Annotated in this window: 28 protein-coding genes; 17 read left to right on the top strand and 11 right to left on the bottom strand. The window is 61.3% G+C overall.

Features of this window, described 5'->3' with window-relative positions:
* Positions 1–38 precede the first annotated feature (38 nt).
* From F2S13_RS12915 to F2S13_RS12905, 3 genes are all read left to right on the top strand, one after another.
* A complete protein-coding gene (locus F2S13_RS12915) occupies positions 39–1,064 on the top strand; it encodes a hydrolase (protein ID WP_166361301.1) in 1,026 nt (341 codons plus the stop codon).
* 65 nt (positions 1,065–1,129) lie between these two features.
* Positions 1,130–1,843: an AzlC family ABC transporter permease gene (locus F2S13_RS12910; protein ID WP_166361299.1), complete on the top strand. Its 714-nt coding sequence runs from the start codon at positions 1,130–1,132 to the stop codon at positions 1,841–1,843.
* Positions 1,840–2,169 carry an AzlD domain-containing protein gene (locus F2S13_RS12905; protein ID WP_166361297.1) on the top strand — a complete coding sequence of 110 codons (330 nt, stop codon included), beginning with the start codon at positions 1,840–1,842 and terminating at the stop codon, positions 2,167–2,169. Before F2S13_RS12910 ends, F2S13_RS12905 begins: the two co-directional genes overlap by 4 nt.
* A gap of 12 nt (positions 2,170–2,181) precedes the next feature.
* Here F2S13_RS12905 and F2S13_RS12900 read toward each other — a convergent pair whose 3' ends face one another.
* Complete coding sequence (locus F2S13_RS12900; RefSeq protein ID WP_166361295.1) at positions 2,182–3,036, bottom strand: sulfurtransferase; 855 nt, start codon at positions 3,034–3,036, stop codon at positions 2,182–2,184.
* 54 nt (positions 3,037–3,090) lie between these two features.
* The gene (locus tag F2S13_RS12895) at positions 3,091–3,756 is read right to left on the bottom strand and encodes a TetR/AcrR family transcriptional regulator (protein WP_166361293.1); all 666 of its coding nucleotides are present in this window, start codon (positions 3,754–3,756) and stop codon (positions 3,091–3,093) included.
* Between the two features lie 147 nt (positions 3,757–3,903).
* Here F2S13_RS12895 and F2S13_RS12890 point away from each other — a divergent pair, with 147 nt between their 5' ends.
* The 5 genes from F2S13_RS12890 (at position 3,904) to F2S13_RS12870 (ending at position 8,489) form a co-directional block, all read left to right on the top strand.
* The gene (locus F2S13_RS12890; RefSeq protein WP_166361291.1) at positions 3,904–5,340 is read left to right on the top strand and encodes a coniferyl aldehyde dehydrogenase; all 1,437 of its coding nucleotides are present in this window, start codon (positions 3,904–3,906) and stop codon (positions 5,338–5,340) included.
* A gap of 28 nt (positions 5,341–5,368) precedes the next feature.
* Positions 5,369–5,914, top strand: coding sequence for a twin-arginine translocation pathway signal protein (locus F2S13_RS12885; protein WP_166361289.1), 546 nt, complete (start codon positions 5,369–5,371; stop codon positions 5,912–5,914).
* A gap of 24 nt (positions 5,915–5,938) precedes the next feature.
* Complete coding sequence (locus tag F2S13_RS12880; protein WP_166361287.1) at positions 5,939–7,534, top strand: GMC family oxidoreductase; 1,596 nt, start codon at positions 5,939–5,941, stop codon at positions 7,532–7,534.
* Positions 7,535–7,649: 115 nt separating this feature from the next.
* Positions 7,650–8,129 (top strand): pantetheine-phosphate adenylyltransferase, encoded by a 480-nt coding sequence (gene coaD / locus F2S13_RS12875; RefSeq protein ID WP_166361285.1) that lies wholly within the window; start codon positions 7,650–7,652, stop codon positions 8,127–8,129.
* A gap of 108 nt (positions 8,130–8,237) precedes the next feature.
* Entirely contained in the window at positions 8,238–8,489 is a 252-nt protein-coding gene (locus tag F2S13_RS12870; RefSeq protein WP_166361283.1) for a YfhL family 4Fe-4S dicluster ferredoxin, read from the top strand.
* A 30-nt stretch (positions 8,490–8,519) separates the two neighbouring features.
* Here the strand turns inward: F2S13_RS12870 and mutM are convergent, their stop codons facing one another.
* Together mutM and F2S13_RS12860 are read right to left on the bottom strand one after the other, a co-directional pair.
* Positions 8,520–9,332 carry a bifunctional DNA-formamidopyrimidine glycosylase/DNA-(apurinic or apyrimidinic site) lyase gene (gene mutM, locus F2S13_RS12865; protein ID WP_166361281.1) on the bottom strand — a complete coding sequence of 271 codons (813 nt, stop codon included), beginning with the start codon at positions 9,330–9,332 and terminating at the stop codon, positions 8,520–8,522.
* A 6-nt stretch (positions 9,333–9,338) separates the two neighbouring features.
* Positions 9,339–10,151, bottom strand: a complete 813-nt coding sequence (locus F2S13_RS12860; protein WP_178119009.1) for an HDOD domain-containing protein — start codon at positions 10,149–10,151, stop codon at positions 9,339–9,341.
* Positions 10,152–10,340: 189 nt separating this feature from the next.
* Here F2S13_RS12860 and F2S13_RS12855 point away from each other — a divergent pair, with 189 nt between their 5' ends.
* From F2S13_RS12855 to ilvD, 3 genes are all read left to right on the top strand, one after another.
* A complete protein-coding gene (locus F2S13_RS12855) occupies positions 10,341–10,880 on the top strand; it encodes a type 1 glutamine amidotransferase domain-containing protein (RefSeq protein ID WP_166361277.1) in 540 nt (179 codons plus the stop codon).
* A gap of 77 nt (positions 10,881–10,957) precedes the next feature.
* Entirely contained in the window at positions 10,958–12,154 is a 1,197-nt protein-coding gene (locus F2S13_RS12850; protein ID WP_166361275.1) for a class I SAM-dependent rRNA methyltransferase, read from the top strand.
* Between the two features lie 338 nt (positions 12,155–12,492).
* Entirely contained in the window at positions 12,493–14,334 is a 1,842-nt protein-coding gene (ilvD, locus tag F2S13_RS12845) for a dihydroxy-acid dehydratase (RefSeq protein WP_166361273.1), read from the top strand.
* Between the two features lie 170 nt (positions 14,335–14,504).
* On the opposite strand, the gene F2S13_RS12840 is transcribed toward ilvD, so the two are convergent.
* Positions 14,505–14,795, bottom strand: coding sequence for a DUF3077 domain-containing protein (locus F2S13_RS12840; protein WP_166361271.1), 291 nt, complete (start codon positions 14,793–14,795; stop codon positions 14,505–14,507).
* 321 nt (positions 14,796–15,116) lie between these two features.
* The gene (locus tag F2S13_RS12835; protein WP_166361269.1) at positions 15,117–16,172 is read right to left on the bottom strand and encodes a haloacid dehalogenase-like hydrolase; all 1,056 of its coding nucleotides are present in this window, start codon (positions 16,170–16,172) and stop codon (positions 15,117–15,119) included.
* Between the two features lie 240 nt (positions 16,173–16,412).
* On the opposite strand from F2S13_RS12835, the gene F2S13_RS12830 reads away from it, so the two are divergent.
* Positions 16,413–17,804 carry an L-cystine transporter gene (locus tag F2S13_RS12830; RefSeq protein WP_166361255.1) on the top strand — a complete coding sequence of 464 codons (1,392 nt, stop codon included), beginning with the start codon at positions 16,413–16,415 and terminating at the stop codon, positions 17,802–17,804.
* Between the two features lie 120 nt (positions 17,805–17,924).
* Here the strand turns inward: F2S13_RS12830 and F2S13_RS12825 are convergent, their stop codons facing one another.
* Complete coding sequence (locus F2S13_RS12825) at positions 17,925–18,437, bottom strand: dihydrofolate reductase (protein WP_166361253.1); 513 nt, start codon at positions 18,435–18,437, stop codon at positions 17,925–17,927.
* Positions 18,438–18,528: 91 nt separating this feature from the next.
* Here F2S13_RS12825 and F2S13_RS12820 point away from each other — a divergent pair, with 91 nt between their 5' ends.
* Complete coding sequence (locus F2S13_RS12820; protein ID WP_166361536.1) at positions 18,529–19,893, top strand: DUF2868 domain-containing protein; 1,365 nt, start codon at positions 18,529–18,531, stop codon at positions 19,891–19,893.
* Positions 19,886–21,250: a DUF3482 domain-containing protein gene (locus F2S13_RS12815; RefSeq protein ID WP_166361251.1), complete on the top strand. Its 1,365-nt coding sequence runs from the start codon at positions 19,886–19,888 to the stop codon at positions 21,248–21,250. The genes F2S13_RS12820 and F2S13_RS12815 overlap by 8 nt, the downstream gene beginning before the upstream one ends.
* 292 nt (positions 21,251–21,542) lie before the next feature.
* Here F2S13_RS12815 and F2S13_RS12810 read toward each other — a convergent pair whose 3' ends face one another.
* Positions 21,543–21,983 carry a hypothetical protein gene (locus tag F2S13_RS12810; RefSeq protein ID WP_166361249.1) on the bottom strand — a complete coding sequence of 147 codons (441 nt, stop codon included), beginning with the start codon at positions 21,981–21,983 and terminating at the stop codon, positions 21,543–21,545.
* Here F2S13_RS12810 and F2S13_RS12805 point away from each other — a divergent pair.
* Positions 21,982–22,437 carry a tRNA (cytidine(34)-2'-O)-methyltransferase gene (locus tag F2S13_RS12805; RefSeq protein WP_166361247.1) on the top strand — a complete coding sequence of 152 codons (456 nt, stop codon included), beginning with the start codon at positions 21,982–21,984 and terminating at the stop codon, positions 22,435–22,437. The two genes, F2S13_RS12810 and F2S13_RS12805, sit on opposite strands and share 2 nt — an antisense overlap.
* Before the next feature lie 47 nt (positions 22,438–22,484).
* On the opposite strand, the gene secB is transcribed toward F2S13_RS12805, so the two are convergent.
* From secB to F2S13_RS12790, 3 genes are read right to left on the bottom strand one after another with little or no spacing between them, the layout of a single operon-like run.
* Complete coding sequence (gene secB / locus F2S13_RS12800) at positions 22,485–22,979, bottom strand: protein-export chaperone SecB (RefSeq protein WP_166361245.1); 495 nt, start codon at positions 22,977–22,979, stop codon at positions 22,485–22,487.
* Between the two features lie 42 nt (positions 22,980–23,021).
* Positions 23,022–23,276 carry a glutaredoxin 3 gene (grxC, locus tag F2S13_RS12795; protein ID WP_166361243.1) on the bottom strand — a complete coding sequence of 85 codons (255 nt, stop codon included), beginning with the start codon at positions 23,274–23,276 and terminating at the stop codon, positions 23,022–23,024.
* Position 23,277: 1 nt separating this feature from the next.
* Positions 23,278–23,691 carry a rhodanese-like domain-containing protein gene (locus tag F2S13_RS12790; RefSeq protein ID WP_166361241.1) on the bottom strand — a complete coding sequence of 138 codons (414 nt, stop codon included), beginning with the start codon at positions 23,689–23,691 and terminating at the stop codon, positions 23,278–23,280.
* Positions 23,692–23,818: 127 nt separating this feature from the next.
* Between F2S13_RS12790 and F2S13_RS12785 the strand changes: the two genes are divergently transcribed.
* Together F2S13_RS12785 and F2S13_RS12780 are read left to right on the top strand one after the other, a co-directional pair.
* Complete coding sequence (locus F2S13_RS12785; RefSeq protein WP_246237886.1) at positions 23,819–24,838, top strand: helix-turn-helix transcriptional regulator; 1,020 nt, start codon at positions 23,819–23,821, stop codon at positions 24,836–24,838.
* Positions 24,839–24,993: 155 nt separating this feature from the next.
* Positions 24,994–26,736 (top strand): amidohydrolase, encoded by a 1,743-nt coding sequence (locus F2S13_RS12780; RefSeq protein ID WP_166361239.1) that lies wholly within the window; start codon positions 24,994–24,996, stop codon positions 26,734–26,736.
* Positions 26,737–26,815 lie beyond the last annotated feature (79 nt).

Here is a 26,815-nt window from a genome sequence, read left to right as displayed (position 1 = left end):
GGCCAAACTCTCATGAGACTGCTCCTGCTCTCGGAATCATGGCCATCGACGACACCTACAGCGCTCGGCGCACCAGCCCACCTGCCGTGTTCACGCCCGGCTGGGGGCTGACCAACCCTCACCTGCAGACGCTATGGGGGCCGCTGTGTCGAAAAAAAGTCGTCCTGCAGCATCAGCGTGAACGGATGTGGTTATCCGACGGCGACTTTCTCGACCTCGACTGGAATGGCCCGCACCAGGCCGACGCACCGCTGGTGCTGGTGCTGCATGGGCTGACCGGTTCTTCTGCTTCGCACTATGTCAGCGGCTTGCAAGCGGCACTGTCGCGTCAGGGCTGGGCCAGTGTGGCCTTGAACTGGCGCGGCTGCTCGGGCGAACCGAATCTGCTGCCGCGCAGCTACCACTCCGGCGCCAGCGAAGACCTTGCCGAAACCATCAACCACCTGCGCGCCACACGCCCGCAAGCGCCGCTGTACGCCGTGGGCTACTCGCTCGGAGGAAATGTACTGCTCAAGCACTTGGGTGAGGTCGGTTCGGCCAGCCAATTGCAGGCAGCCGTCGCGGTTTCGGTCCCCTTTCGCCTGGACCAATGTGCCGACCGTATCGGCATGGGCTTTTCCCGGGTCTACCAGGCGCATTTCATGCGCGAAATGCTGGCTTACGTCAAAGACAAACAAAGACGCTTCCAGCACGAAGGGCATAGCGAAGGGTTGGCTGCCCTGAGCCGTCTCGGGCCGCTGGAAAACATGCGCACTTTCTGGGAGTTCGACGGACGAGTCACCGCTCCGCTCAATGGCTTTACCGATGCCCACGATTATTATCGTCGCTCTTCAAGCCGCTATTACCTGGGCGAGAACAAGACGCCGACCCTGATCATCCAGTCGACCGACGACCCGTTCGTGTTCCCCCATAGCGTCCCCGGCATGAACGAGCTGCCCGCCAATACCCAGCTGGAACTGCACACGCGCGGCGGACATGTGGGCTTCGTCGAAGGATCGTTGAACAAACCGGGTTATTACCTGGAGCGACGTATCCCGCAATGGCTGGGTGCGGGTGATCGATAGACTGTCAAATCGATAAAGACAGTCGCTTGCCGACGCTCTAACATGCGCCTCTCAAGGAGAGTCTCATGTCCCGTCAACAACTGTATTCCCGAGGCGTGCGCGACAGCACGGCGATGGCCGTCGGCATCATTCCATTCGGACTTATTTTTGGCACCCTGGCCGGTGCCGCCCACTTGTCGCTGTGGCAAGCCGTCGGCATGTCGCTGTTCGTCTACGCCGGGTCCGCCCAGTTCATCGTGATCAGCCTGTTCGGTGCAGGCGCCAGCACCCTGGTGATTCTGCTGACAACCTTTATCGTCAACTTGCGCCACGTGCTCTACAGCGCCACCTTGCAACCGCATGTCAGCCAATTGCCGCAACGCTGGCGGGTTTTGCTGGCATTCTGGTTGACCGATGAAACCTTTGCCGTGGTCCAGCGGTTCTATTTGTTCCACGGCGACAAGCCTCTGGCCCATTGGTACTGGCTGGGCGTGACGACTTCACTGTACCTGTGCTGGGTGTCCAGTTCGCTGGTGGGTGTGTTGTTTGGCCAGGCAGTTCCCGATCTGGCCAGCTGGGGGCTGGAATTCGCCATGCTGGCGACATTCATCGGTATCGTCGTGCCCTTGTTGCGCAATTTCCCGCAGATCGCCGCCGCGCTGGTGGCCGGCGCCGTGGCCCTGGCTACCCATGCCCTGCCCTACAAGCTGGGACTGATGGCGGCCGCCTTCAGTGGCATCGCTATCGGTGTCGTACTGGAGCGCCAGCTCGACAAATCGCCACGCGAGGTGCACTCATGAGTTACTGGTGGCTGATTCTGGGGATGGCCGCAATCACCTTTACCCTGCGCTACAGCTTGTTCGCCTTTCCACACCTGCGTTTCGCCCCGGTTGTGCGTCAAGGCCTGCACTATGTACCAACCGCGGTGCTGAGCGCGATTGTCGTACCCGGCATGCTGTTGCCTGACGGCGAGCACTGGGCCTTGAGCCTGGACAATGCCTACCTGATGGCGGGTCTGGTGACCATTGCCATTGCCGCCGTTACCCGCCATTTGCTGGCGACCATCGGCGGCGGCTTGCTGGTTTTCTTTCTGCTGCGCTGGATGCTGGGTCAGCTGCCGCTCTGACCCAATCGTGTATCAGTCGCCCGTGGCAACCTCGCGCTGCGGGTTGGTGATCCACTCGCTCCAGGAACCCGCATACAGCGGCGCCAGGGGGTAGCCGGCCAGGCACATGGCAAACAGGTTGTGGCACGCCGTCACCCCGGAGCCGCAATAGGACACGACATTGCTGGGCGAGCGCTCGCCCAGCTTGGCGGCAAAACGCTGCTTGAGTTGATCGGCGGGCAGGAAGCGCCCATCGGCGCCGAGGTTTTCAGTGAAGGCGGCACACTGTGCGCCAGGAATATGGCCGGCGACCGGATCGATCGGTTCTACCTCGCCCCGAAAGCGTGGCTGGGCGCGGGCATCGAGCAAGGTCAGGGCCGGGTTCCCCAAGCGCTCATGCAGGTGTTGCGCGCTGATCAGCAGGCTTTGATCCGGCTTGCCGGAGAAATGCCCAACCTCTGTAGGCGCCGGGTCCAGGCTCAACGGCAGACCCGCTGCATGCCAGGCCTTGAGCCCGCCATTGAGCAGATAGACGCCATTGCGCTTGCCCAGCCAGGCCAGCAACCACCAGGCACGCGCGGCAAAAGCCCCGGGGCCATCGTCATACAGCACCACTTCACTGTTGGCATTGATGCCCCAATTCTGCAGGCGCTCGATCAGCCGCCCCGGCTGTGGCAGCGGGTGACGACCGGTCACGCCCTTGACCACATGCCCACTGAGGTCGCGCTCGAGGTCAGCGAAATGAGCGCCCTCGATATGGCCTTCGGCATAGCTGCGCAGGCCGTATTCGGAATCTTCCAGGGCAAAACGACAATCCAGAATGACCAGCCCCGGTTCCTGGAGACGAGCATAGAGCTGCTGGGGTTCTATCAGTTGCGCAATGGGCATGGCAGCCTCCCGAGTTGAACGACAATCAGTGAACGCTGAACACTCGCGCCTTTCTTACTGCTCCAGAGCGCGGTTCAGCGGTACAAAAAATTCCTGGCACAAGGCATCGACCGCACTGCGGGCCTGGGCGGTGACATAGCCCATTTCCAGCATCACTACCTGATAGACACCGCGTTTGATCGCCTCCTCGCTCAAGTGCGCGGAATTTTCCCGCGTGGTGCAGAGAAAGCGCACCCAGGACGTCAGGATGATCCAGGCATTGAGGGTGATCGATTCGATCTGAACCTTGTCCATGTGCAGGATGCCCGCATCGACAAAGCCACGGTAGATCCCCTGCCCCTGGATCAGGCAACGCTGCGAGAAGCGCCGGTAACGTTCGGCCAGCTCCGCATCACTGTCGAGCAGGTGTTCCAGGTCCCTGTGCAGGAACCGGTAATTCCACATCGCCGCCAGCAACTCCTTGAGATAGAAGCGCTTGTCGTCGACGGTCGAGGGCCGCCCCTGGGGCGGGCGCAAAAAGCTGTCGACCAGGTTTTCGTACTCGCTGAACAGGACGGCGATGATCTCTTGCTTGTTGGCGAAATGGTAATAGAGGTTGCCGGGCGAGATTTCCATATGCGCGGCGATATGGTTGGTACTGACGCTGCGCTCACCTTGCTGGTTAAACAGTTCGAGGCTGTTTTGCACGATGCGCTCGCGGGTTTTGAGTCGCGGGGCCATGATCTTTTCCAGGCATGAGCTTGAATTCAATGCTGTCATCTTACGGTTTATGCGCCGACCAATGCATCGACCTTTTTTGTAAAAAGACTCGCGCTCGCAAATAATTAGAGTATAAGCTCTATTAATTCATTCGCCATGGAGCCTGTCATGACTGTCGATGTTGCTTGCCTTGAAGAAACGCGATCCTCACTCAGCGAACTGGAGCAACTCTTTGCAGCTCAGCGCCAGGCTTTTGCAGCGAACCCCATGCCACCCGCAGCGCAGCGCCAGCAGTGGCTCAAGACTTTGCGTGAGTTGTTGATCAACGAACAATCGGCCCTGATCGAAGCCATCAGTCAGGATTTCAGCAACCGCAGTGCCGATGAAACCCTGCTCGCCGAACTGATGCCCAGCGTCCAGGGCATCCACTACGCCAGCAAGCACCTCAAGCGCTGGATGAAGGCTTCGCGGCGCAAGGTCGGCCTGGCGTTCCAGCCCGCAGCGGCCAAGGTGGTGTATCAGCCACTGGGCGTGGTCGGGGTCATCGTGCCGTGGAACTACCCACTGTTCCTGGCCATGGGCCCCTTGACTGGCGCCCTGGCGGCGGGCAACCGGGTCATGCTCAAGCTCAGTGAAGCGACGCCGGCCGCCAGCCAACTGATGAAAGCCCTGCTCGAGCGAGTATTTCCACAGGATCTGGTCGCGGTGGTGCTGGGTGAAGCCGACGTCGGCGTGGCCTTCTCGAAACTACCGTTCGACCATCTGCTGTTCACTGGCGCCACCAGCGTCGGCCGGCATGTCATGCGTGCCGCCGCAGAAAACCTGACACCGGTCACCCTGGAGCTGGGCGGCAAGTCACCCGCCATTGTTTCAGCGGATGTTCCGCTCAAGGATGCGGCCGAACGCATTGCATTCGGCAAGAACGTCAATGCCGGCCAGACCTGTGTCGCCCCGGATTACGTGCTGGTGCCACAAGAGCGTGTCAATGATTTCGTCGAGACCTATCGCCAGGTAGTGAACGATTTCTATCCGAGGCTGACCAACAATCCCGACTACACCGCCATCATCAACGAGCGGCAGCTGACCCGGCTCGACGGCTACCTGGAAGACGCCCGCCGCAAAGGCGCAAAAATCATCGACCTGTACCCGCAAGAGCAACGCCTGGGCCGCAGAATGAATCCGCACCTGTTGCTCGATGTGAACGACGGCATGCGGGTCATGCAGGACGAAATCTTCGGTCCACTATTGCCGATCGTGCCATACGGCACTATCGAAGAGGCATTCGCCTACATCAACCAGCGCCCTCGACCGCTGGCGCTGTATTACTTCGGCTACAACAAGGCCGAACAGCAGCGGGTTCTCGACCAGACCCACTCCGGCGGTGCCTGCATGAACGATACGTTGCTGCACGTGGCCCAGGACGACCTGCCCTTCGGCGGCATCGGCCCCTCGGGGATGGGCCATTATCACGGCCATGAAGGCTTCCTGACCTTCAGCAAGGCCAAGAGCGTACTGATCAAACAGCGTTTCAATGCCGCCCGCCTGATCTACCCGCCTTATGGGAAGTCCCTGCAAAAGCTGGTGTTCAAGCTGTTCATCCGCTGATCAAAAATCAACCTCAGGCCTTATAAAAATGACGACAAGCCTGCCAGAAACCGCCACGTTGAGCCGACGCGGCCTATTGAAGTTCAGCCTGGGCGCCAGCGTTTTCCTTGCTACCGCCGGGGTTGGCGCCAGCCTCAGTGGCTGCTCGAGCAGCCACCCGGCAAGCGGCTACAAGGCCCTGCGCGACAGCGACCTGCCCATGCTGCGGGCGTTGATTGCGGTCCTGCTCGCGGGCAGCCAGAGTGCCGACAAGATGCAGGATGCCGTCGCTGGCACCCTGCAAAGCCTGGACTACAGCCTCGATCACCTGTCCCCGGAAATGCTCAAGCTGACCCGGCAACTGTTCGATGTCCTGGCCATGCCGGTCACCCGTGGCCCGCTGACCGGCATCTGGGGGGCATGGGAAAACGCCAGCGCCGAACAGATCCGCCACTTCCTCGCACGCTGGCAAAACAGTTCCCTTGACCTGCTGCGCATGGGCCACAGCTCACTGGTGCAATTGGTGATGATGGCCTGGTACAGCCGCGCGGAATCCTGGGCCCATTGTGGCTATCCCGGCCCACCGAAAATCTGAACCCATAACAACAAGAGTGTCCCCATGCCCGTACCTGACCCGTTTCGCGAAGGCATTGCCCGCGGCTGGAAAACCCATGATAGCTCCCGACTGGAGCAAGACCTGACACTGGAAGCGGACGTCGCCATCATCGGCAGTGGTGCCGGTGGCGCAACCAGTGCCGAGATCCTCAGCGCAGCGGGTTACCGCGTTCTGCTGATCGAAGAAGGCCCGCTCAAGACAAGCAGCGACTTCAAGATGCTGGAAGCAGAAGCCTACAGCAGCCTCTACCAGGAAGGCATCGGGCGCATGACCAAGGATGGCGCCATCACTATCCTGCAGGGGCGGGCGGTAGGCGGCACCACGCTGATCAATTGGACGTCGAGCTTTCGCACCCCGGCGCCGACCCTGGAATACTGGGCCCGTGAGCACGGGGTCAAGGGCCACAGCAGCGAAGAGATGGCGCCCTGGTTCGAGCAGATGGAACAACGCCTCGGCGTCGCCCCCTGGATCATGCCGCCCAATGCCAACAACGAGGTGATCCGCACCGGTTGCGAGAAGCTCGGCTACCACTGGAAAGTCATACCGCGCAACGTTCGCGGTTGCTGGAACCTGGGCTATTGCGGCATGGGCTGCCCGGTCAATGCCAAGCAGTCGATGATGGTGACCACCATCCCCGCCACTCTGGAGAAGGGCGGCGAACTGCTCTACCTGGCCCGCGCCGAACGGTTCATCTTCGACGGCGACAAGATCTCCAGCCTGCAATGCCTGGCCATGGATCCGCGCTGCGTGGCGCCGAACGGGCGCACCATCACGGTCAAGGCCCGCCACTACGTGCTGGCTGGCGGCGGTATCAACAGCCCCGCCCTGCTGATGCGCTCGAATGCACCGGACCCGCATGAGCTGCTCGGCAAACGGACCTTCCTGCACGTGGTCAACTTGTCTGCCGGGCACTTCAAGGAGGTGGTCAACCCCTTCTACGGCGCGCCACAGTCGATTTACTCCGACCATTTCCAATGGCTCGACGGCACTACCGGACGGATGTCCTACAAACTGGAAGTCCCGCCCTTGCAGCCCGCGCTGGCGACCACGCTGCTCGGCGGTTTCGGCAAGGACAATGCCCTGCAAATGGAACAGCTGCCGCATACCCACGTGATGCTGGCATTGATGCGCGACGGCTTTCACCCTGAAAGCCCGGGCGGCTCCGTGCATTTGCGTGGCGATGGCACGCCGGTGCTCGACTATCAGGTCTCGGCTTACACCTGGGATGGCTTGCGCCGGGCGTTCCACAGCATGGCCGAAATTCAGTTCGCCGCCGGTGCCGAGGCGGTAATGCCGCTGCACAGTGACGCCCGCTACGTGAAAACCCTGGCCGAGGCCCGGCAGATGATCGACGGCCTGAGCCTTGAGCTATACCGCACGCGCCTGGGCAGCGCCCATGTCATGGGTGGCTGCGCGATGGGCGAAGACCCGAAACGGGCGGTCACCGACAGCCTCGGTCGCCATCACCAGCTGCAGAACCTGTCGATCCATGACGGCTCGCTGTTTCCAACCAGTATCGGTGCCAACCCGCAGTTGTCGATCTATGGCTTGAGTGCGCAACTGGCCACGGCCCTGGCACAAAGACTGCGCACAGCCTGATGACAAGGTTTATTCGCCTTGTCTATAGTCCGTTCTGGCGTGTCGCACGACTTGGCCGACCGATCATGCTGCGATACCATCCGAATCCCCAAAGCACTCCTGCCAGGACGACGCGATGAACCGAGTGTTGTACCCAGGTACCTTCGACCCTATTACCAAGGGCCATGGCGATCTGGTCGAACGTGCCTCGCGCCTGTTCGACCACGTGATCATTGCAGTCGCCGCCAGCCCCAGGAAAAACCCGCTATTTCCCCTGGAACAGCGGGTAGAACTCGCTCGCGAGGTCACCAAGCACCTGCCCAACGTGGAAGTGGTGGGTTTTTCCACGCTGCTTGCACATTTTGCCAAAGAGCAGAATGCCAACGTGTTCCTGCGTGGCCTGCGTGCGGTCTCCGACTTCGAATACGAGTTTCAACTGGCCAACATGAACCGCCAGCTGGCACCGGACGTCGAAAGCCTGTTCCTGACGCCTTCGGAGCGCTACTCGTTCATCTCCTCGACCCTGGTCCGCGAAATCGCGGCATTGGGCGGCGATATCAGTAAATTCGTCCACCCGATCGTGGCCGATGCCCTGACCGAGCGCTTCAAGCGCTGACAACCGACGCATGAAAGCGGCGCCCGCGTGCACTGCGGGCGTTAATGCGGCACAATTGTACGCATTAGTTTTCATATGCCTGGGCCCTGATCCCTGGCCGGAGTCCCCATGTCCCTGATCATCACCGACGATTGCATCAACTGCGACGTCTGCGAACCTGAGTGCCCGAACGCTGCCATCTCCCAGGGCGAAGAGATCTATGTGATCGACCCGAACCTGTGCACCCAGTGCGTCGGCCACTACGACGAGCCGCAATGCCAGCAAGTCTGCCCGGTCGACTGCATCCCGCTGGATGAAGCCCATCCGGAGACTCAGGAAGAGTTGATGGCCAAATACCTGAAGATCACCGGCAAGGTGTAAGCCCTGCCACCACGATCAAGGCTGTGAAGGCTAACGCTGGCACCGCGGGCAGTACACACTGGCCCGCTGGCCCAGCTTGATTTCACGCAAGGTACTGCCGCAGACCTTGCACAATTCTTCGCCGCGCCCGTAGACGAACAGCTCCTGCTGGAAGTAGCCCGGCTTGCCATCGCCGCCGATGAAATCGCGCAAGGTGGTGCCGCCACGCTCGATGGCATGGGCCAGAATGCGCTTGATCTCGATCGCCAGCTTCAGGTAGCGCGCACGGGAAATGCTGCCGGCCTCGCGCCGCGGGTCTATTCCGGCGGCGAACAAGGCTTCGGTCGCATAGATGTTACCGACACCGACCACCACCGCGTTGTCCATGATGAACGGCTTGACCGCCATCACCCGCCCCCGCGACTGCTGGAACAACCTGTCACCGTCGAACAGATCGGTCAGCGGCTCCGGGCCCAGTCGCACCAGCAGTTCATGATGCAGGGGGTCAAGGCTCCAGAGCATCGCGCCAAAACGCCGAGGATCGGTGTACCGCAGGGCAAGACCCGATTCCAGCTCGATATCCACGTGCTCATGCTTGAGCGCCGGCAACCCCACTTCGACCATCCGCAAGTTGCCTGACATGCCCAGGTGGCTGATCAAGGTGCCGACCTCGGCATTGATCAGCAAGTATTTGGCCCGGCGTTCGACGCTGACGATGCGTTGCCCGGACAGGCGCACATCGAGGTCTTCCGGAATAGGCCAGCGCAGGCGGCGGTCGCGGACGATCACGCGATTGACGCGCTGGCCTTCGAGATAAGGGGCAATGCCGCGTCGGGTGGTTTCGACTTCTGGTAATTCAGGCATGGAGAATCAGTGGCTACTCAATTCGCGAATGGTTTCCTTGAGGTTCTCGAAGTCGTAATCCGACAGACCGACGAAATCGAGCACCAAATGACCAATGCTGTTCCATTCATGGTCTTCGGTCTGGTTACCCAGTATCCGGTACGAGGAACAAATGTGCTCGGCCATCTTCAGGATTGCCAGCAGATTCTTGAGCTGGCTGTTGCGCGTGGACTCGTCGCTGAAAATTGCCAAGGCGTTGTGGTGATTGGCAATGGCCTCGCTCAAGTGCTCAGGCAAGCGCCACGACTTGGCCGTGTAGTAGCCGACGACCGCATGATTGGTATTGAACGCCTCGTTTTCCGTATCCACGATGCGTTTGCTCGGTCCGGCATCGGCATAGGCCCGCTCCAGCACGCCCATGTAATCCGGAAACCGCTTGAGCATCAGCGGGATGCCGCAATCGTGGAACAGTCCCAGCGCATAGGCTTCGTCCACAGCCTGATAGCCAATGCGCTTGGCCAGGGTCATGCAGGTCATCGCGACATCCTGGGCCGTGTCCCAGAAACGGTTCAGGGTCAGGATGGTTTCGTCACTCATCTCGCCTTTGATCGACTGGGCGTTGACCATGTTGATGGTCGAGCGGCTGCCCAACAGGATCACCGCGCGCTGGATCGACGCGATCTTGTGGCTCAGACCGTAATACGGTGAATTGATAATCTTCAGCAGCGCCCCGGAAAGCCCCGGGTCCTGGGAAATCAACCGGGCAATCGCTTCCAGATCCGGATCAGGCATGTATTGCTCCATCTGCAGATCCACCATGATCTGCGGTTGGGGCGGCACGCTGATACCTTGCAGGACCTGCTGGATCTGCTCGGCGGAAAGCTCTTGGGACATAAGTACACACTCGGGACTGAGCGGCGATTTTAACCCTGCAAGGGGCTGATCGGACAACCACTACCACACCTTCAAGGAACTTTCGCAATCTACCGGGTCCCAGTATGCAGATGCCCTGTAAATGTGGAGAACTCCATGACCCGGCCATTGAACGGCAAACGTGTTGCCATTCTGGTTACAGATGGTTTCGAACAGGTGGAATTGACCGGGCCCAAGTCGGCCCTGGAACGCAGCGGTGTAAAAGTCGACATCCTTTCCCAGCATGCCGGCCAGGTCAAAGGCTGGCATCACGACAAGCCGGCCGATGACTTCAAGGTCGACAAGACGTTCGAAGCCACCAATATCGATGAATACGACGCCATCGTACTGCCCGGCGGAGTGCAGAACTCCGACACGATCCGCTGCATCCCGGCTGCGCAGAAACTGATCAAGGCCCACAACTCCGAAGGCAAGCCCATCGCGGTAATCTGTCATGGTGGCTGGTTGCTGGTGTCCGCAGGCCTGGTCAAGGGCAAGACCATGACCAGCTACAGGAGCCTCAAGGACGACATTACCAACGCGGGCGGGCGCTGGGTCGACAAAGAAGTCGTCACCGATGGCAACCTGATCAGCAGTCGAGAACCCGATGACCTCCCCGCCTTCAGCAGGCAGCTGATCGAAGCCATGGGCGGCTGAACCGGCTATTTGTCGTCAGCCAGACCGGCAACCCGGCTGACGCGCTATAATCTCGCTCTTTTTTCCGGAGCGACTTCATGTCCCTGCCCAGCCTTCGCCTCAAAGCCAATGCCGACCGCCGCCTGCGCGCCGGTCACCTGTGGGTCTACAGTAACGAGATCGACGTAGCCGCCACCCCGTTGCATGGCTTCAAGGCTGGCGATCAGGCGGTGCTCGAAGCCGCTGGCGGCAAGCCGCTGGGCATCGTTGCCATGAGCCCGAACAACCTGATCTGCGCTCGCCTGCTGTCGCGCGATGCCAAGCTGCCGCTGGACAAGTCGCTGCTGGTGCACCGCCTCAATGTCGCCCTTTCGTTGCGCGAGCGGCTGTTCGACAAGCCGTACTACCGCCTGGTCTATGGCGATTCCGACCTGTTGCCGGGCCTGGTTGTCGACCGTTTTGGCGACATTCTCGTGGTGCAGTTGGCCTCGGCCACCATGGAACAACACCGTGATGACGTGCTGGCTGCCCTGATCCAGGTGCTCAAGCCCAGCGGCATCCTGTTCAAGAACGATTCTGCCGCGCGCGATGCCGAAGGCCTCAATCGCTACGTCGAGACCGCCTTCGGCCTGGTGCCGGAATGGGTGGCACTGGAAGAGAACGGCGTGAAGTTCGAAGCACCGGTCATGGAAGGCCAGAAGACCGGCTGGTTCTACGACCATCGCATGAACCGTGCGCGCCTGGCGCCCTACGTCAAAGGCAAGCGTGTACTCGACCTGTTCAGCTACATCGGAGGCTGGGGCGTGCAGGCCGGCGCTTTCGGCGCCAGCGAAGTCTTTTGCGTTGACGCCTCGGCCTTCGCCCTCGATGGCGTGGAGCGCAACGCGGCCCTCAACGGTTTCGCCGAGAAAGTCACCTGCATCGAAGGTGACGTGTTCGAAGCGTTGAAAGAACTCAAGGCCAGCGAAGAGCGCTTCGACGTCATCGTCGCCGACCCGCCCGCCTTCATCAAACGCAAGAAAGACCTGAAAAACGGCGAGGCGGCCTACCGTCGCCTGAACGAACAGGCCATGCGCCTGCTGACCAAGGATGGCATCCTGGTCAGCGCATCCTGCTCGATGCACCTGCCCGAAGACGACTTGCAGAACATCCTGTTGACCAGCGCCCGTCATCTGGACCGTAACATCCAGCTGCTCGAACGCGGCGGCCAGGGCCCGGACCATCCGGTGCACCCGGCGATTCCGGAAACCCGCTACATCAAGAGCATTACCTGCCGGCTGCTGCCTAACAGCTAAGTCTCCTGCTCGTTCCCACGCTCCGCGTGGGAATGCCTCCCCTGACGCTCCGCGTCTCTTTGCTGCGCGTCTGAAACTGCATTCCCACGCAGAGCGTGGGAACGAGAAGCAGAGAAATCTACTCCTGATCGGCCATACCATTCCTTCTTGCCTGCAGCGGTGTAGAATCGGCCTATTCATCGCCAATCATCCCCCGGCGGGTTTATGAGCTCTGGCCGAGCGCGCGGCGATCCCGCAGCGTCACCGGCTTCATCCGCACCGCGACCACATGCCGCCGGTGCAAAGGACAAGAGAAGCTCACTCCCTTACCAATACTGATTAGCCGCCCGGAGTGCTACATGCCTGATTACCGCTCGAAAACGTCGACCCACGGCCGCAATATGGCCGGCGCGCGCGCCCTGTGGCGTGCCACCGGGATGAAAGACGACGACTTCAAAAAGCCGATCATCGCCATCGCCAACTCGTTCACCCAGTTCGTACCCGGCCACGTCCACCTCAAGGACCTGGGCCAGCTGGTTGCCCGCGAAATCGAACGCGCCGGTGGCGTGGCCAAGGAATTCAACACCATCGCGGTCGACGACGGTATCGCCATGGGCCATGACGGCATGCTCTATTCGCTGCCGAGCCGCGAGATCATCGCCGACTCCGTCGAATACATGGTCAACGCCCACTGTGCCGACGCGATCGTCTGCATTTCCAACTGCGACAAGATCACCCCCGGCATGCTGATGGCCGCCCTGCGCCTGAACATCCCGGTGATCTTCGTTTCCGGCGGCCCGATGGAAGCCGGCAAGACCAAACTGGCCAGCCACGGCCTGGACCTGGTCGACGCCATGGTCATCGCCGCCGACTCCAGCGCTTCCGACGAGAAAGTCGCCGAGTACGAGCGCAGCGCCTGCCCGACCTGCGGTTCGTGCTCCGGCATGTTCACCGCCAACTCGATGAACTGCCTGACCGAAGCCCTGGGCCTGGCCCTGCCGGGCAACGGTTCGACCCTGGCCACCCACAGCGACCGCGAACAGCTGTTCCTGCAGGCCGGCCGCACCATCGTCGAGCTGTGCAAACGCTACTACGGCGAAAACGACGAGTCGGTACTGCCACGCAACATCGCCAACTTCAAGGCGTTCGAGAACGCCATGATGCTCGACATCGCCATGGGCGGTTCGACCAACACCATCCTGCACCTGCTGGCCGCCGCCCAGGAAGCCGAAATTGCGTTCGACCTGCGCGACATCGATCGCCTGTCGCGCAAGGTGCCGCAACTGTGCAAGGTCGCGCCGAACATCCAGAAGTACCACATGGAAGACGTGCACCGCGCCGGCGGCATCTTCAGCATCCTCGGTTCGCTGGCCCGTGGCGGCCTGCTGCACACCGACCTGCCGACCGTGCACAGCCGCAGCATGGAAGAGGCCATCGCCAAGTGGGACATCACCCAGACCGACGACGAAGCGGTACACCACTTCTTCAAGGCAGGCCCGGCAGGTATCCCGACCCAGACCGCATTCAGCCAGTCGACCCGTTGGGAAACCCTCGACGACGACCGTGAAAATGGCTGCATCCGCAGCTTCGAGCACGCCTATTCGAAAGAAGGCGGCCTGGCCGTGCTGTACGGCAACATCGCCCTGGACGGTTGCGTGGTGAAAACTGCCGGCGTCGACGAGTCGATCCATGTGTTCGAAGGCAACGCGAAGATCTTCGAAAGCCAGGACAGCGCCGTGCGCGGCATCCTCGCCGACGAAGTGAAGGAAGGCGACATCGTCATCATCCGCTACGAAGGCCCGAAAGGCGGCCCGGGCATGCAGGAAATGCTCTATCCGACGTCGTACCTGAAGTCCAAGGGCCTGGGCAAAGCTTGCGCCCTGCTGACCGACGGCCGTTTCTCCGGCGGTACTTCGGGCCTGTCCATCGGCCACGCTTCGCCTGAAGCCGCTGCCGGTGGCGCGATCGGCCTGGTGCAGGATGGCGACAAGGTACTGATCGACATTCCGAACCGCTCGATCAACCTGCTGGTCAGCGACGAAGAGCTCGCCGCCCGCCGCGTTGAGCAGGACAAGAAGGGTTGGAAGCCGGTTGAAGTGCGTCCACGCAAGGTGACTACTGCGCTGAAGGCCTACGCCCTGCTGGCGACCAGTGCCGACAAGGGTGCGGTGCGTGACAAGGCGATGCTCGACGGGCTGTAAGCCGTTGTGGCAATGAAAAACCGGCGCTCAGGCGCCGGTTTTTTTATGCTTCCCGAAACTTTCAGACAAACCCTGTAGCCGCTGCCGAAGGCTGCGCTGGGGCCGGAAGGCCCCCGGCGATCTTGAGATCCTGCGCCTGTTGCACAGGCGAGCGCAGCCTGCGGCAGCGGCTACAGGTGCATGCCGTCGAGTACGGCATCGACCAAGGCCTTGGCCATTTCGGCGCTGTGCAAGCTGGACCAGAGCAGGCCGTTTTGCTCAAAACTGCTGCTCTGCTGGCAACACGCGCTGGTGGTGTCGCAGACGCCTCGTAACAACAACGAGGCATGGACCAACGCATCTTCAGCGGCAATGCCATCGCGCACCGCGAACAACGGGGCGTGGCCGGCGTCGCAGGTGCCGAATGGGGTGGTGGTGGTTTTGCCGAGGGTGAAAGGTGGGTCGGGGACGATTTTGTTCATGTACACACTCTCCGGTTATGGGCAGTGCCACCCTCCTTCTCACGGGGTTGGGTGGCAGCCATGCGCGGGGTGAGAACCGATGAGTGTGGAAACCGGCCAGGCGCAAGCCTGCCCGCGCAGAGCTGCCATAACGGAGCTATTGCACGACACTCTCACCGGGTTCTCACGCCCGGCCGCTGGGTTCAGCGACTGAGCGAAGGTAGCCCTGTGACGTGGATCGGACAATCATCCGGAGGCGACAGCTTGCGCAGGATAGTTCCTAGGACGTGTTTCTGGAAGGGCGGGGGTTGGGGCCTCTTTGAGGCCCATCGCGGTGATCGGTTACTGAATTTCTTCAGGTTTCACAATCACCCAATTCTTGTCCGCCGTCACCGCCAGCCCTTCCTGGGCCTGGGCCGCCGCATTCTTGGCCATCATCCCGTTGATCTGGTCCATGTATTTGGCCTTGCGGTTGACCCACAGGTGCACCCCGCCCTTGGCCACGTCCACACTGTGAAACAGCATGTAACCATCGCTGCTCGGCGTATCGCCGCCGACCAGCACTGGCTTCTTCCACTGATCGATGTAGGTCAGGATCGCCGCCTGCTTGCCAGCCATCCAGGTCGCCGGGGTCCACAGGTACGGGGTCAGTTCCAGGCCGAGGTTGGCCTTCTCGTCATACTTGCCAGCGGTGATCTGCTTGCGCGCCGTGGTCAGCTCGCCGTTGTTGCGATCCTTGAGCAACAGGCTCACACCGATGACGTTCTGTGGTTTGACGTTGTAGCCGTATTTCGGGTCCGAAGCGACCATGCGCACCAGCTCTTCGGAAGCGGCGGTCATGACATAGACTTCGATGCCGTTTTCCATCAGCTTGTTGTACAGCTCGGTCTGGCCCTTGAAAACCCGAGGCGGCTCGACATCGATTGTCTTGACCGTATCGCCTTCGTAGTAGGTACTTGGTATCGGCTTGCCAGAAGCCATCATCTCGTCGACGTGACCCTTGAGCTCCTTGAGGGTGAAGCCGGAGAACACCTGGGCGACCCAGGGGTAGCAGACCATGTCATCGACTTCGCAGAGCCGGTAGTAGTAACTGAACAGGCTCTCCTTGTGCGTGGCGGTGTCCTTGAAGGGCATCAACTTGAGCGAAGGATCGAGTTTTTCCCGCGTCAGCAGGCCCTTGTTCTCCATGAACGGCAACAACGACTCTTCCAGATCGAAACGGTAACTGGTGTTGTCCATGTCGAACACCGCGTAGTTACCCTTGTTGGCATTGGCCGCGATCATCGCCTCGAGCTGCTTGGCGGCAGGCGCCGGCCAGCTCTTCAACTCGGTGGCCAGGGTTTGACCGGCCAATGCCAGGCTCAGCGCCGCGGTAAACAATTTCGGAGCAAGTTTCATCTACATACCTCCCTGAATGATCAGGAAAAACTAGCAGATGCAGATGAACGTCCTGCTCTCCCGCCGACCGTCCCCGTTCTGATTACGGCAGCGATTTAGCTGAAAACGTCAGCGCCTTATTCCAAAAACGACGGATACCATTCCATCTCGATATAAATTCATTAGTTTTCAAGCTGTTAGCATTTCTGTTCGCAAACGCGCACAAACACGAAATGCCCCCGCCGTTTTTCTGGAGCTTCAATGAATTTGCCGCTGTCCCTTAACGTGCTGGTGTTCGCAGCGTTGCTGCTGGGCATCGCTCAAACTGACCGAACCACATGGAGTCTGGCCAAAAAGGTGTTGTTCGCTTTGGTCCTGGGCGTGCTGTTCGGCAGCGCTCTGCATGCGATCTACGGCACAGGTGATGCCACGCTGAAAGCCACCTTCGGCTGGCTCGATCTGGTCGGCAATGGTTATGTGCAACTGTTGCAGATGATCGTCATGCCGCTGATCTTCGCGTCCATCCTCAGTGCGGTCACCCGGCTGCATAACGCGTCCTCGCTGGGCAAGATCAGCTTCCTGACCATTGGCACGCTGCTGTTTACCACGATGATCGCCGCGCTGATCGGCATCGGCCTGACCAACCTGTTCGGCCTCACTGCCGAGGGCCTGGTGGCCGGTACCCAGGAACTGGCGCGGATGCAGACCATCCAGAGCGACTATGCCGGCAAGGTCGCCGACCTGAATATCCCGCAGTTGCTGCTGTCGTTCGTCCCGCAGAACCCGGTCGCCGACCTGGCCCGGGCCAAGCCGACCTCGATCATCAGCGTGGTGATTTTCGCCGCCTTTCTGGGTGTCGCAGCACTGCAACTGCTCAAGGACGACGTGGAAAAAGGCACCCGCGTGATTAACGCCATCGATACCCTGCAAGCCTGGGTCATGCGTCTGGTGCGTCTGGTGATGAAACTTACGCCCTATGGCGTACTGGCACTGATGACCAAGGTGGTGGCCAGCTCCAACCTGGATGACATCCTCAAGCTCGGCAGTTTTGTCGCGGTTTCGTACATGGGCCTGGCGCTGATGTTCGGCGTGCACGGCCTGCTGCTGGCGCTGGCGGGGATCAATCCGCTGCGCTACGTACGCAAGGTCTGGCCGGTGCTGACTTTCGCCTTCACCAGCCGCTCCAGTGCCGCCAGCATTCCGCTGAGCATCGAAGCGCAAACCCGGCGTTTGGGTACTCCGCAATCGATCGCCAGCTTCGCGGCGTCGTTCGGGGCGACGATCGGCCAGAATGGCTGTGCCGGCCTGTACCCGGCCATGCTCGCGGTGATGGTCGCACCAACCGTGGGTATCAACCCGCTCGATCCGCTGTGGATCGCGACCCTGGTGGCGATCGTGACTTTGAGTTCAGCCGGAGTCGCCGGGGTGGGTGGCGGTGCGACCTTCGCCGCGCTGATCGTGCTGCCGGCCATGGGCTTGCCGGTTTCGCTGGTGGCGTTGCTGATTTCGGTGGAACCGCTGATCGACATGGGGCGTACGGCGTTGAACGTCAGCGGATCGATGACGGCGGGGAGTATTACCAGTCAGTTGCTTGGACAGACGGATAAAGCGTTGCTCGAAGCGGATGAGCATGGGGAGTTGGCTCACGCCTGAGACAGTAGGCGACCGCTTTGCGGTCGAGCGCAGCCTGCGGCAGCGGCTACGCCGACCGTGTAACGCCGGACCATGTAGCCGCTGCCGCAGGCTGCGCCAAGGCCCGGAGGGCCTTCAAATTTACGCGCGCTGCCAGACCTCGAAGTTGTAGGCCGGGGTCTCGGTGGTCGCCGGGTTTTCCACGTTCGACGTCAGCTTCCATTGGCTGGCGTCGAACTCGGGGAACCAGGCATCGCCTTCCGGGCTCAGGCCCACGCGGGTCAGGTACAAGCGATCGGCCTGTTCCAGCGCCTGCGCATACAACTGCGCGCCGCCGATCAGCATCACTTCATCGACACCTTGCTCACGCGCCCAGGCTTCGGCCCGGGCGATGGCTGCGTCCAGCGAGGAAAAGACTTCAGCGCCTTCGAGCTGCAACCCCGGCTGGCGGCTGACCACCAGGTTGAGGCGGCCCGGCAGCGGCCGGCCGAGCGATTCCCAGGTCTTGCGACCCATGATGATCGGCTTGCCAAGGGTTGTGGCCTTGAAGTATTTGAAATCCCCCGGCAGGTGCCAGGGCATGCGATTGTCGATGCCGATCACGCGGTTTTCAGCGAGTGCCGCGATCAGGCTCAGGGGCAGGGATGTCTTCATGACGGCGAGGATACCAGAGCATCGGCTCTCGATCAGCCCGCGCCTGGGTTATGCTCTTGGCTGACTCGATCAATGGATGCTCGCGACTGCAATGACTGCCCTGGAGAAACTCTGGCTGACCGAAGCGGTGCGCCTGCGCGAAGAACACGCCGGCCCCCTCGAAGACCTTGAGGCCAACCGCCGCGCCCGCAACCTGGGCGGCGACCTGACGACCCGCATCGAAAACCGTGCGCTCTGGCTGGCCGAGCGCGACGGATTGCTCGACGGGCTCACCCACTGGAAACAAGGCGCCCGCCTGGCACTCTTGGTGTTATTGGTCGTGGCGGTGATCAGCGGCGCCGGGCTCGCCTTCGCCGCCCTGGGCAACCAACCGGTCAATGTGTTCTGGGCTCTGGGCAGCCTGCTCGGACTTAATCTGCTGCTGTTGCTCGGCTGGGTGCTGGGCCTGCTGATGGCTGGAGAACACGGCGCCAGCCTCGGGCGCCTGTGGCTGTGGCTCAGCGAGAAACTCGCGCGCGATGCCCAGGCCGCGCATCTGGCGCCGGCCATGGTCCTGCTGTTGCAACGTCAAAAGCTCAATCGCTGGCTGTTGGGGGCGCTGGTGCATGGGCTTTGGCTGATGGCCTTGAGCAGTGCGCTGGTGGTGCTGTTGATGCTGCTGGCGACCCGGCGTTATGGCTTCGTCTGGGAAACCACTATTCTCGGCGCCGACACTTTCGTTCACTTGACCCAGGCCTTGGGCGCCCTGCCCGGCCTGCTCGGTTTCAGCATGCCCGATGAGAGCATGATCCGCGCCAGCGGCGACAGCGTCCTGGCGATCGAAAACGCCCGGCAGGCCTGGGCTGGATGGCTGGTTGGCGTGCTGGTGGTGTATGGCATCCTGCCCCGCCTGCTGCTCGCCGCTTTTTGTTTCTGGTGCTGGCAACGTGGCCGCGCCAGGCTCGGCCTTGATTTGAAACTGCCGGGCTACAGCCAACTGCGCGAACAGTTGATGCCCAGCAGTGAGCGCCTTGGCGTCAACGATGAAGCGCCCGAACTGTTGCACCAGGTGACTACAAGCATTGCCGAGGGTGAGCGTGCCGGGGCCTTATTGGTCGGCCTGGAGCTGGACGATCAACGACCCTGGCCGCCACGGCTGCCTGACAGCGTGATGAACGCGGGCGTGCTCGACAGCCGCGAGTCCCGACACAAACTGCTCGAACAAATGACCCGCTTCCCACCGGCGCGGCTGGTGATTGCCTGTGATCCGCGCCGCTCCCCCGATCGCGGCAGCCTGGCGCTGCTCGCCGAACTTGCGCGCTACGCCGGGGCCACACGCATCTGGCTGTTGCAGGCGCCCGTAGGCCAGGCGCTGGACGCCGAGCGACTCGGCGACTGGCACAACGCGCTGCAAAAACTGGAACTGAAGTTCGCCGACACGGCGCCCCTGACCTGGCTGGAGAGCGGTCATGACTAAGCCTCTGAAACTGGCGGTCGTGGGCCACACCAATGTCGGCAAGACTTCGCTGCTACGCACCCTGACCCGCGATGTCGGATTCGGTGAGGTCTCGCATCGACCGAGCACTACCCGGCATGTCGAAGGTGCACGCTTGTCGGTCGATGGTCAGGCTTTACTGGAACTCTATGACACACCCGGTCTTGAAGACGCCATCGCCCTGCTCGACTATCTCGAACGGTTGGAGCGCCCTGGCGAACGCCTGGATGGCCCCGCGCGGCTGGAGCGGTTTCTCCAGGGCAGCGAGGCGCGCCAACGGTTCGAGCAGGAGGCCAAGGTCCTGCGGCAAATGCTCGCTTCCGATGCTGGCCTGTATGTGATCGATGCCCGCGAGCCGGTGCTGGCCAAGTACCGTGACGAACTGGAAGTACTGGCCGGCTGTGGCAAGCCGCTGTTGCCGGTCCTCAATTTTGTCGCCAGCGACGATCACCGTGAGGGCGACTGGCGCGAAGCACTGGCCCGCCTCGGGTTGCACGCGCTGGTGCGTTTCGACAGCGTGGCGCCGCCCGAAGATGGCGAGCGGCGTCTCTACGAAAGCCTGGCCTTGCTCCTGGAAAACGCCCGCCCGGCCCTGCAACGCTTGATCGACGACCAGCAGGCCCAGCGTGTGGCTCGCCTGCAGAGTGCGCGCCGCCTGATTGCCGAACTGTTGCTCGATTGTGCTGCCTGCCGTCGCAGCGTGGTCGCCGATCCTGACCAGGAATTGGCCGCAATCACCGAACTGCGCCAGGCCATTCGTCAGCGTGAGCAGCGCTGCGTCGAAGCCCTGCTCAAACTTTATGCATTCCGCCAGCAGGATGCTGCCGCCAATGACCTGCCTTTGCTCGATGGCCGTTGGGGCGATGACCTGTTCAACCCTGAAACCCTCAAGCAATTGGGTGTGCGGGTCGGTGGTGGCATTGCAGCGGGCGCGGCGGCCGGGGCCGGTGTCGACTTGCTGGTGGGCGGCGTGACGCTGGGTGTGGCTGCGCTGGCTGGCGCACTGGCCGGCGGTGCACTGCAAACGGCACGCAGCTATGGCTCGCGCCTGCTGGGCAAGCTCAAGGGCCAGCGAGAATTGACGGTGGACGATAACGTGCTCCGCCTGCTCGCCCTGCGCCAACGGCAATTGCTCGCGGCGCTGAACGTGCGCGGCCATGCCGCCATGGACAGCATCAAGGTGGCCACACCGCAGGATAAAAGCTGGCGCGAGGGGAAATTGCCCGAAGCCTTGAACAAGGCCCGGGCGCATCCGCAGTGGTCTTCGCTCAATCCGCAGGCGCGGTTGAGCCAGGCAGAGCGGCAGGAGCAGCTTGAGGCTTTGGCGCTGGAGCTTTAGGGCCTCTCGACTTGCCCGCGATAGGGGCCGACAGGCCCCTCAAAAAAACGCCGCTTTTGTGCACCGGACCAATCCCGTGCACCGCAGCAATGCGCGCGCCCCGGCTTGTATCCCCTTCGTGGCACAGCGCAAGTGCCACTCAAAAAGCCAAAAAAACCGCTACACCCCCCGAAAACAAAGGCCTCCACAAAATCTTAAACCCCCTGCAACAAAACTGGCACACGCCCTGCATAGACTCTATCAACACCAGTTTTGGGGGCCTTGGTACAGGCAGGCCGGGGATTCCCCTCTTTTATTCCTCCCGGAGGCTGATCTCCAGCCTCCAGCGCCCGTCTACCGTGGCACCGACCCAGTCGCCGTGCAACGGACGGGCTGCCACCAGACTCAACAACAAGCCCTTGTCCGTTTTCTGAACCCGCCAGCTGACGTCCTTGCCGTCGAGCTTCAAGCGGCCGCGCTGTGCATTTCCGTCCGCTTCGAACAGGAGTGCCAGCGCACCATCAACCGTTTCGCCATGGGTCTGCGGCTGCTCGTTGAACCAGACCTGCAGCCCGCCGGGCACCACGTCGACTTGCTCCAGCACGCGGGGCTCAGGTTCGGTCAGCCGACCAATCATCATTCCGACCATCAGTCCGAACAATGCCAGCGAAAACATGACACGCGGCCAGAGATTCGGCCTGGAGTCATCTTCAGGAGTAGAATGCAGCCCGTCTTTTCGTTCGGAGCCGTGCATGTTTCACGTCATCCTTTTTCAGCCAGAAATTCCGCCCAATACCGGCAACATCATCCGCCTGTGCGCCAACAGCGGTTGCCACCTGCATTTGATTGAGCCTATCGGTTTTGAGCTGGACGACAAGCGCCTGCGTCGGGCCGGGCTCGATTATCATGAGTATGCGACCCTGCAACGCCACAGCGACCTGGCGAGCTGCCTGGAAAGTCTGGGCCGGCCGCGCCTGTTCGCCTTTACCACCAAGGGCTCGCGTCCCTTTCACGACGCCAGCTTCCTGCCGGGCGATGCCTTCCTGTTCGGCCCCGAAAGCCGCGGCCTGCCGGCCGAAGTGCTGGACGCGCTGCCCGCCGACCACCGCCTGCGTCTGCCCATGCGTGAAGGCTGCCGCAGCCTGAATCTGTCCAACACGGTAGCCGTTGCCGTCTACGAAGCCTGGCGCCAGCAAGGTTTTGCCTGAGGCACAAAAAAGCGCCCATCCGGGCGCTTTCTGGTCACTGCGGCTGATTACTGCAGCGAAGGAGCCGCTTCACCTGCTTCCTGCATGCGCGCCATCTCTTGCGCGTACAGGGCGTCGAAGTTGACCGGCGACAGCATCAGTGCCGGGAACGAACCACGGGTCACCAGGCTGTCCAGCGCTTCACGAGCGTACGGGAACAGGATGTTCGGGCAGAACGCGCCCAGGGTGTGGCTCATCGAACCTGCATCGAGGTTCTTGATCAGGAAGATGCCAGCCTGCTGCACTTCAGCGATGAACGCCACTTCCTCACCATTCTTGACGGTGACCGAAAGGGTCAGCACGACTTCGTGGAAGTCACCTTCCAGGGCTTTCTGGCGGGTGTTCAGGTCCAGCGCAACGCTCGGCTCCCACTGCTGACGGAAGATCGCCGGGCTCTTCGGCGCTTCGAACGACAGGTCACGCACGTAGATGCGCTGCAGAGAGAATTGCGGGGCGTTCGCTTCGTCGTTTGCTGCGGCGCCGTTGTTCTGTTCGTCGGTCATGACAGATCCTTCTTACTTTTAGGGTCTTGTAGGAATAAGGGTTCAAGCCTGGAGCAATTTATCCAGTTTACCGGCACGTTCAAGGGCATACAGGTCGTCGCAACCACCGACATGCACCGAGCCGATCCAGATTTGCGGTACCGAGGTACGGCCCGCCTTGTTGGCCATTTCGGCACGAACCTGAGGTTTGCCGTCGACCTTGATCTCTTCGAAGGCAATACCCTTGCTCTCAAGCAAGCCTTTGGCGCGGATGCAATAGGGGCACCAATCGCTGGAATACACGACGACGTTGGCCATGTTACTTCACCAATGGCAGGTTATCGGCACGCCAGCTGGACACGCCACCAGACAGTTTGGCCGCATTGAAGCCGGCCTTGAGCAGTTCGCGACAGCTGGTGCCGGCGTGCTGGCCCATGTTGTCGACCACGATCAGGGTCTTTGCCTTGTGCTTTTCCAGCTCGCCGATGCGGGCGGCCAGCTTGTCTTGAGGAATGTTCAACGCACCGACGATATGACCGGCTGCGTATTCCTTGCTGGCACGGATGTCGATGACCAGGGCTTGGTCGCTGTTGACCAGCGTCGTCAGTTCCCGAGTGCTCAGGCTACGGCCGCCGCGGCTCAATTCCGACAGGATCAACAGAACCAGCAGCACGGCAAAGATGCCGACGAGCAGATAGTGGTGAGTGGCAAATTCAATCAGGTGAGCAACCATCAGCAGGTTCCAGGGCGTTAAAATGTCGGTCAGTATACACAGCCCCCAAGGTCGGCCAAAGCCCGCCCGGCAGTCGTCATGATCGAAGCGGTCCCACGGCTGTACATGGCAGCGGAACTACATGGAGATGTTGCTGATGCAGTACGGCACCAATAAGCCGATGGGTGTGCTGGATGAGTTCAATCGCTGCGTGCTGCAACTGGGCCGCCTTGCCCGAGAGCGTGGCGCGTCGCAGTTCATGACCCAGGGCCTGCAATCATTTCGTGAGCTCGTACCCTTTGCTTCGGCATGGTGGGGCGAGATGTCTCCTTTGCACGACAGTACACCGCCGCAGAACTGGATGCATGGACGAATCGACCTGGCTGACTCGTTCGCCACCCAATGGAATGCCATTGCCGGCAGTGACAGCTTCTGCCACCGCACCCTGGCTCAACCCGGCGAGATCGTGCGCGACCATGGTTTTGACGATCCCTGCGACGAAGTCAACGCGTTCGCCCGCCGCCACGACCTTTTCTACCTGATGTGCATTACGTTCGAGCTGCCCGAAAGCGGCCTGATGTTTTTCGTCTGCCTTTACCGTGGCGTGAACGACCGGGCATTCGATGATGACGAGGCCAGTCTGTTTTCAGCCTTCTGCGATCACTTGCTGCAACTATGGCGCTTCCAGGTGCAGGACATGATCCGCTCCGACACCGGCGACAGCGCGAAAGACATCGGCGTGGCACGCCTCGATGGCAGTCTGCTGTATGTCGGTGCCCGGCTGTGCGCAACAATTCAGCGCCATTTGCCCGGCTGGAATGGCTCGATGCTTCCGGAACACCTGGCTGCACACCTGCTCAAAGCGCCCTGCGCAATACGCCTGGGCCGCACGGCCTTGACACTGACCCCCAATGGGGAGCACGTCATCCTTTCGCTCAAGACAACCTCGCTGCATTCAGCGCTTGCACCACGGGAAATGACCGCCGCCATGCTGTTCGCCGACGGCCATTCCTACAAGGAAATTGCCAAGATCCTGGCCTTGAGCCCCGCGACCGTGCGCACTTATCTGCGCAACTGCTACCTGCAACTCGGCGTCAAGAGCAAGGTGGAGCTCGGTTCCGTCCTGCGTACTTCGAGTACCCCAGCGGATGCAACACGCCGCCATTGAAATAGCCCCGTCGACATTCCAACCCATCGCCTTACCCCTCCTCATCTGTGGAGGTCCATAAAACCCCTGCACTCTATAGGGTGTGCCTGCACGCCACGGAGCTGTGCACAGTTTTTCGGACCGCTTCCAAAACTACAAAAACAGAGGTGAGGCATATGCCACGATTCATTCCAGGACTGCTGACCGCCGCCATGGCGTTCGCTTCGATGCAAGCCATGGCCGCCGCCGACCTTGTGCTGTTCAACGGCAAAGTATTCACCGCAGAGCCCGGGCAGCCGCTCGCCCAGGCGGTGGCGGTGGAAAACGGCAAGATCCTCAAGGTCGGCAGCGATGCAGAGATCAAGGCTCTTGCCGATGCCACCACTCAACAGATCGACCTGGGCGGCAAGGTATTGATGCCGGGCATGATCGACAGTCACAGCCATCCGGTGGTTGCAGCCTTCGACAGCATGGGCTCCAACCTGCTCGATGAAGTAAAGCCGCTAGCCGAACTCGAACAGTGGATTCTGGCCGAGGATCAGGCCGGCCGTGCGCGCAGGGGCGATGTGATCAGCATTGCCGGGGTCAGTTCGGCCTATTGGGAACAAAGCCGCGAACTCGGCAAGATCTTCAACCAGGGCCACTGGGCCGTACTACCTGTGGTACTGAGCGGTATAGACGGCCATACCGGCTGGGCCAACAACACCATGCTCAAGCGCCTCAAGATCGACGCTGCCCTGGTCAAAAGCTTGCCGGAGAAAGAGCGCAACTATATCGGCCACGAGGCCGATTTCACGCCCACCGGCTATCTGGCCGAAAATGGCTGGGACCGTGTGCGCACCCAGCTTCCCGAACCCACTGAAGCGATGATGCTCGACGCTGCCCGCAAGGCTGTGCAGATCAACAATCAGTATGGCGTTACCGCCTGGATGGACGCCGCCGCCAACGCCGGCAACGGCGATTCGCTGTTCGAGTTGCGCCCCACCGACAAGGACCTCGGCGTGCTGCCGCTCTACCGCACACTTGCGCACAACGGCGAACTCAGCGCTCACGTCGCCGCCCTGTTGATCGCCTACCCGAAAAGCAAGCCGGCCGACCTGGAAGTGCTGGGCAAGGTCATGCAGCAATTCCAGGGTGTACCGAACCTGACCTTCCCCGGCATCAAGGTGTTCGCCGACGGTGTCATGGAGTTTCCGGGTCAGACCGCAGCGGTCATCGAACCCTACAAGAACAGCCACAAGCGCGGAGAACTGCTGATCGACCCGGCGAGCTTCGGCAAGCTGGTGGTGGCGGCCGAGCAGCATGACTGGATAGTGCACGTGCATGCCGATGGCGACCGCGCGGTCCACGAATCACTGAATGGCATCGCGTACGCCCGCAAACTCAATCCAACCCCGGTGGCCCACAGCCTCACCCACCTGCAACTGGTCGAGCCCTCGGACTTTGCGCGCTTCAAGCAGCTCGGCGTGATTGCCTCCATGCAGCTGCTTTGGGCCACTGCCGAGAGCTATACCGAGGAGCTGGTCAAACCCTACATCAGCACCTCTGCCTACCAGCGACAGTACCCGGCGCACTCGCTGCTCAAGGCCGGAGCGACCATCGCCGGCGCCAGCGACTGGCCGGTATCGAGCCCCAACCCGTGGAACGCCATCGCCCAGGCCAGTACCCGCAAAGGCCCGCTCGGCGTGCTCAACAGCGCCGAAAGCATGGACCGCGAAAGCATGTTCTACGCCTATACCCTCAATGCGGCCAAGGCGTTGCGCCTGGACCGGCAGATCGGCTCCCTGGCACCCGGCAAACAGGCCGACCTGATCGTTCTCGACCGCGATGTGTTCAAGGTCAGCGACGAAGAGTTATTCGAGACCCGGGTATTGCGCACGTTCTTCGCCGGCAAGCAGGTATACGCGCCCGCGTCCTGACAGCCGCCTCCACTGTTACTGAACGGCTTTGCTCTCCAATTTGCGGCACGGGTGGCGAAGCCGTGGCCTACCAAAAAAT

It is taken from the genome of Pseudomonas akapageensis, assembly GCF_011355085.1.
GTDB classification, from domain to species: Bacteria; Pseudomonadota; Gammaproteobacteria; order Pseudomonadales; family Pseudomonadaceae; genus Aquipseudomonas; species Aquipseudomonas akapageensis.
Note: the sequence above shows the minus strand (reverse complement) of the source record. Positions and strands in the feature narration are given on the sequence as shown.

Excerpts from the sequence above, each read along its gene's own strand:
- F2S13_RS12915 (WP_166361301.1), top strand. The coding sequence starts at position 39 with ATGGCCATCGACGACACCTACAGCGCTCGGCGCACCAGCCCACCTGCC.
- F2S13_RS12910 (WP_166361299.1), top strand. The coding sequence starts at position 1,130 with ATGTCCCGTCAACAACTGTATTCCCGAGGCGTGCGCGACAGCACGGCG.
- F2S13_RS12905 (WP_166361297.1), top strand. The coding sequence starts at position 1,840 with ATGAGTTACTGGTGGCTGATTCTGGGGATGGCCGCAATCACCTTTACC.
- F2S13_RS12900 (WP_166361295.1), bottom strand. The coding sequence starts at position 3,036 with ATGCCCATTGCGCAACTGATAGAACCCCAGCAGCTCTATGCTCGTCTC.
- F2S13_RS12895 (WP_166361293.1), bottom strand. The coding sequence starts at position 3,756 with ATGGCCCCGCGACTCAAAACCCGCGAGCGCATCGTGCAAAACAGCCTC.
- F2S13_RS12890 (WP_166361291.1), top strand. The coding sequence starts at position 3,904 with ATGACTGTCGATGTTGCTTGCCTTGAAGAAACGCGATCCTCACTCAGC.
- F2S13_RS12885 (WP_166361289.1), top strand. The coding sequence starts at position 5,369 with ATGACGACAAGCCTGCCAGAAACCGCCACGTTGAGCCGACGCGGCCTA.
- F2S13_RS12880 (WP_166361287.1), top strand. The coding sequence starts at position 5,939 with ATGCCCGTACCTGACCCGTTTCGCGAAGGCATTGCCCGCGGCTGGAAA.
- coaD (WP_166361285.1), top strand. The coding sequence starts at position 7,650 with ATGAACCGAGTGTTGTACCCAGGTACCTTCGACCCTATTACCAAGGGC.
- F2S13_RS12870 (WP_166361283.1), top strand. The coding sequence starts at position 8,238 with ATGTCCCTGATCATCACCGACGATTGCATCAACTGCGACGTCTGCGAA.
- mutM (WP_166361281.1), bottom strand. The coding sequence starts at position 9,332 with ATGCCTGAATTACCAGAAGTCGAAACCACCCGACGCGGCATTGCCCCT.
- F2S13_RS12855 (WP_166361277.1), top strand. The coding sequence starts at position 10,341 with ATGACCCGGCCATTGAACGGCAAACGTGTTGCCATTCTGGTTACAGAT.
- F2S13_RS12850 (WP_166361275.1), top strand. The coding sequence starts at position 10,958 with ATGTCCCTGCCCAGCCTTCGCCTCAAAGCCAATGCCGACCGCCGCCTG.
- ilvD (WP_166361273.1), top strand. The coding sequence starts at position 12,493 with ATGCCTGATTACCGCTCGAAAACGTCGACCCACGGCCGCAATATGGCC.
- F2S13_RS12840 (WP_166361271.1), bottom strand. The coding sequence starts at position 14,795 with ATGAACAAAATCGTCCCCGACCCACCTTTCACCCTCGGCAAAACCACC.
- F2S13_RS12835 (WP_166361269.1), bottom strand. The coding sequence starts at position 16,172 with ATGAAACTTGCTCCGAAATTGTTTACCGCGGCGCTGAGCCTGGCATTG.
- F2S13_RS12830 (WP_166361255.1), top strand. The coding sequence starts at position 16,413 with ATGAATTTGCCGCTGTCCCTTAACGTGCTGGTGTTCGCAGCGTTGCTG.
- F2S13_RS12825 (WP_166361253.1), bottom strand. The coding sequence starts at position 18,437 with ATGAAGACATCCCTGCCCCTGAGCCTGATCGCGGCACTCGCTGAAAAC.
- F2S13_RS12820 (WP_166361536.1), top strand. The coding sequence starts at position 18,529 with ATGACTGCCCTGGAGAAACTCTGGCTGACCGAAGCGGTGCGCCTGCGC.
- F2S13_RS12815 (WP_166361251.1), top strand. The coding sequence starts at position 19,886 with ATGACTAAGCCTCTGAAACTGGCGGTCGTGGGCCACACCAATGTCGGC.
- F2S13_RS12805 (WP_166361247.1), top strand. The coding sequence starts at position 21,982 with ATGTTTCACGTCATCCTTTTTCAGCCAGAAATTCCGCCCAATACCGGC.
- F2S13_RS12810 (WP_166361249.1), bottom strand. The coding sequence starts at position 21,983 with ATGCACGGCTCCGAACGAAAAGACGGGCTGCATTCTACTCCTGAAGAT.
- secB (WP_166361245.1), bottom strand. The coding sequence starts at position 22,979 with ATGACCGACGAACAGAACAACGGCGCCGCAGCAAACGACGAAGCGAAC.
- grxC (WP_166361243.1), bottom strand. The coding sequence starts at position 23,276 with ATGGCCAACGTCGTCGTGTATTCCAGCGATTGGTGCCCCTATTGCATC.
- F2S13_RS12790 (WP_166361241.1), bottom strand. The coding sequence starts at position 23,691 with ATGGTTGCTCACCTGATTGAATTTGCCACTCACCACTATCTGCTCGTC.
- F2S13_RS12785 (WP_246237886.1), top strand. The coding sequence starts at position 23,819 with ATGTTGCTGATGCAGTACGGCACCAATAAGCCGATGGGTGTGCTGGAT.
- F2S13_RS12780 (WP_166361239.1), top strand. The coding sequence starts at position 24,994 with ATGCCACGATTCATTCCAGGACTGCTGACCGCCGCCATGGCGTTCGCT.